Annotated in this window: 2 protein-coding genes; both read right to left on the bottom strand. The window is 58.2% G+C overall.

What is annotated here, in order from left to right; translation table 11 throughout:
• Positions 1–116: 116 nt before the first annotated feature.
• Positions 117–1,487, bottom strand: a complete 1,371-nt coding sequence (locus HMPREF2919_RS07075) for a hypothetical protein (protein ID WP_070666976.1) — start codon at positions 1,485–1,487, stop codon at positions 117–119.
• A gap of 492 nt (positions 1,488–1,979) precedes the next feature.
• Positions 1,980–3,515, bottom strand: a complete 1,536-nt coding sequence (locus HMPREF2919_RS07070; protein WP_049340639.1) for a hypothetical protein — start codon at positions 3,513–3,515, stop codon at positions 1,980–1,982.
• Positions 3,516–4,111 lie beyond the last annotated feature (596 nt).

Raw genomic sequence — 4,111 nt, 5'->3', positions numbered from 1 at the left:
GGGGAGCCTGGGATAGTACATCCCAGGCTCCCCGCCTCTAGCATGCCCATAACCTAGCGTGTCTGCAACCAGCCGAGGTCATGAAACCTCTGCGGTTATGTAGCAGATTGAGCCGCTTACTTAAAGCGGACCTCCGCCATGCCGTTCACGCGCACGTTCGGGCCGGCCGGCACCTCCTTAGTGCCGACGATCGCGCCGTTACGCACGCTCGGCGCCAGGTAGGATCCGCCTGCACCACCGGCGCCGCCCTGCTGAACGTAGCCGACCGCGCGGCGCGGGTTTTTCGGGTTGTTGCACCACTGCTGCGAGATGATGATTGCCGAAACCGCGTTCGCCACGCCGGAGCCGCCACCACCGTAGCCTGCACCGCCACCAGCAGACACTACGGTCTGGTAGCCGAAGAAGTTCTTGCTGATGGTGATGCTGGTGGTTCGTGCGGTTGCGGTACCGGTCAGGTTCTTCGGGTCGTTCTTGTCATACTGGTAGGCGTACGCGCCCACGCCGTCCGCACCGTTCGCATTGAAGCCGCTACCGCCGGTTGCGCCCGCGGTACTGGTGCTGTGGATGACCTGCTTGTTCTGGGAGCCGAAGCCGACCAGACCGTGGTCACCGGTGGGCAGGGGGTCTGCGATAGCACCCATGCCGCCTCGACCGCCGGAGCCACCCGTGCCGGGGGTTGCGATGATCTGCAGGTTCGCCTCGACGCTGTAGGCGTCGCTTGCGGCGGCACCTTCATAGCCCATGGAGGCTTCTGCATTGCCGCCGGAGCCGCCGCGTACCCATTCCAGGCCGCAGACCGGGCTAATGGCGTAGCTGGAGCCGGGCAGCGGTGCGGTGGAGCTGGAGTTACGCACATGTCCGCCGCCGCCACCTGCTGCGATAGCAACCACGGTGCCGTTGACCAGCAGTGCAGAGGAGCCGCCACCGGATGCGGCGTAAATGCTGCGCTTGAAGTGAGTGTGGGGTGCGCCGTCGCCTGCAGTGGGGTTGCCGTAGGTGCGGGGATTTGCCGTGTCGATAATAGCCTTCGGACCTGCGGGAACGGTGACCTGAGCGGCGGAGGAGCCACCCTTGCCGTAGCCTTCACCGCCGGTTGCGGGCTTGGATTCGTTCCAGCTTGCGCCGTTGCGGGTGACGCGCTCAAGCACGCCGATACCGCCGGCTGCCGCGACGATTTCTACGGTTGCGCCGGGGGTGACACTGACGGTGCCGGTGACCTTGGCGCCGCATCCGCCCTGGCTGCGTGCCATGACGGTGCCGCCAGCGCCGCCGGTGAGGGTGAAGCTGAGTTCGCGTACGCCCGCCGGGACGGTGAAGGTTTTGACGGTCTTGCGGCCGTTTGCCTGTCCCTTGATGGTGTGGGAGGTGCCGGTTTGTGCACCGTTGGCGGCGTAGGCGGGTACGGCTGCGGAGGATGCGATGATGGGCAGTGCCCATGCTGCGCCGGTGAGGATGGTGCGGCGGGTGGGGTGTGCGTTGTGAGGCATGGGGTTTTCTTTCATGAGGGTTGAGGGTGTGGATTGAGATGAGTGAATAATTTACACCTTTATGCACTGAGTGCAATATTCATTTTCTAGAGTATAGACCCTGAAAAACATTCTCAACTCGCCACGCCATGACCTCGCTCAACCCGGCAGTTCTCAGACATAGCGAAGGCCCGCAGGCATCAAAGTGCCTGCGGGCCTTCAGGTTGGCGCATTACTACCAACCTTTTCCTCAAAGCCATTGGTTTCATCGTTGAGACTCAACGAGACATCACTCAATGGCGTTCTCCGTGAGTGGCCAAAATACACCAAGAGACCACTCGCCAGAGAAGTACACAGTCCTCATGCCAGATACGCACAGATGCGCCTCTGGCGGGACTAAAACTTAGGGGCCGATTCTCCCGCCCCTGATGAGATTTCAGGAGTGGGAGAACCGGAAGGGCTAGTATCTAACCCACCGAGTAGCCCAAGAGGGCGACTCGAATAAGCACGCTATTAGGAGCGCTCGCAGAGGGTGACCTTCACGTAACCGGGGTTACGAACGCCGGATTCCTTCGCAGCGTTGTTAGCGGAGGAGATAGAGCCTCCAGCAACAGAGGGAGCAACGTAGGAGCCACCTGCGCCACCTGCACCAGCCTGGAGCAGTGCACCAACATTCTGGCGGACACCACCCTTAGCAGCGGTGTTACCATTCCACTTCTCGCCGGTCAGAATCGAAGAGAGTGCACGAACAGCACCGGAGCCACCGCCACCGTAGCCAGCGCCACCACCTGCGGAGACAACGCCCTGGTAGCCATTGAAGCTCTTCTTTGCAGAATCAACCTCAAGGCCGCCCTTCTCATCGCCCTTAACCACGCCTGCATCGATAGCCTTCTGGTTAGTAACGGGGATAGACTCCTTCGGCAGATCGGGGTGGTTATCCAGCTGGTAGGAGTATGCGGAGACACCGTCTGCACCCTTACCGTCGAAGCCGTTACCACCGGTATCACCTGCGGTAGAGGAGCTGAAGATTTCCTGGTTGTTGGTGGACACGAAGCCCATCACACCGAAAACGTTAGCCAGTGCGTAGAGGCGAGGCTTCTCACCACCGGTACCACCGGTGCCGTTGCCACCACCCTTACCGCCAGCAACTTCCATTGCGGAGGTGGGGGTACGCTTACCGGATGCATCCTTCAGGTGGGTATACCAGGAGACAGAGGTCTCTGCATCGTCACCGGTTGCTGCGGATGCGCTTGCACCTGCAGGCAGAACAGTGGTGTTCGAGGTGTCGCTCAGAGCGGTGGTGCTGGTGTCCTTCGCCTTAGAGTTGAAGTAGGGGTTGGGCTCAGTACCAATAACCTTACCCGTAGAATCCTTCTTCTCACGGGTTTCATTCAGAACATTGTTAGTAGCCGGCTGGGTACGGATACCCGCACCGCCACCGCCACCTGCAAGAGCCACAACGGTACCGTCAATCACCAGAGCGGAGGAGCCACCACCGGAACCGCCGTGAATGTAACGCTTCATGTCGGAGCCACCAGGCCACTTAGCATCGACGCGAGACTGTGCATCCGAGGGGACGGTGTAAACATTCACGTCACCACCATTACCATAGCCCTGGCCGCCGGTTGCCGGACGGGTGCCCCAAATCTTGTAACGCTTCTCTTCCGGAGTATCAGGAGCGTTCTCCGCACCATCCACGCGCTCCAGGTAAGCTACACCACCGGCAGCTGCAACCAGCTCGATAACCTGGCCTTCCTTGACGGGGATTTCACCCACAACGAGAGCGCCGGAACCACCAGCAATAGACGAGGAACCGCCACCTGCACCACCGGCAACCTCGAAGCGAATCTTGTCAACCTTAGCGGGAACAGTGAACTTCTGGGTGTTCTTAGCACCGGAAGGCTGGCCAGAGATATTGAACTTGGGAGCAGATGCGTACGCGCACTCAGTAGAAGATGCGAAAGCGGGAACCGCAGCAGATGCTGCAACAACCGGAGCAGCCCATGCTGCGCCAGCAACAACCTTGCGGCGAGAAATGTTAGTAGACATGTATGTCCTTCGAGAGTGATATCTTGGGCATTCACTCCCACCAAGAACGCGGCAGATAAATCCACGCAGGGCAGAACGCATACACAAAAAGTGAACATAGCGCGCTGAAGAGAGTGAATGCATGATGTTTCTATACAAGCGTCAGCCCCTGCACGCCCAGAAGATCAAAAACACAAAGGTCAGCTTCAAAAGCACAGGGAAACCCAACACTTGGAGAAAGCATACCCCCCCCCCCGTATTAAAATTTCAAGCGAAAAACGCACACAATCTTCCATAAACCCACTTTGACATGCAGTGTTCAACCAGTACTTGAACTTTTATTCACACACATTTCTCCCCTAAATCCCTCTGACGCTCCTCCCATAAACAACCTTCAGGCGATGTTTTTCTCGAAATAAAGATTCAAAAGCCACATCTAGAATTTAAGAACCACACATTCCCACCATTCACCCGGCAGATTTTTCCTCTTTTGTGCTTTTAAGCACCTGAAAAAACCTTCAGGTAAAAATCACTCAAAGAACTATAGTTTTCCTTCATATACGCAGAAGCCCCGCGAGCGCACTTGAACTGCGCCCCGAAACTTGGACGCATTAAAT

The organism is Rothia sp. HMSC068E02 (assembly GCF_001813565.1).
Lineage (GTDB): Bacteria > Actinomycetota > Actinomycetes > Actinomycetales > Micrococcaceae > Rothia.
This window is presented reverse-complemented; position numbering and strand designations above follow the sequence as displayed.

Excerpts from the sequence above, each read along its gene's own strand:
- HMPREF2919_RS07070 (WP_049340639.1), bottom strand. The coding sequence starts at position 3,515 with ATGTCTACTAACATTTCTCGCCGCAAGGTTGTTGCTGGCGCAGCATGG.
- HMPREF2919_RS07075 (WP_070666976.1), bottom strand. The coding sequence starts at position 1,487 with ATGCCTCACAACGCACACCCCACCCGCCGCACCATCCTCACCGGCGCA.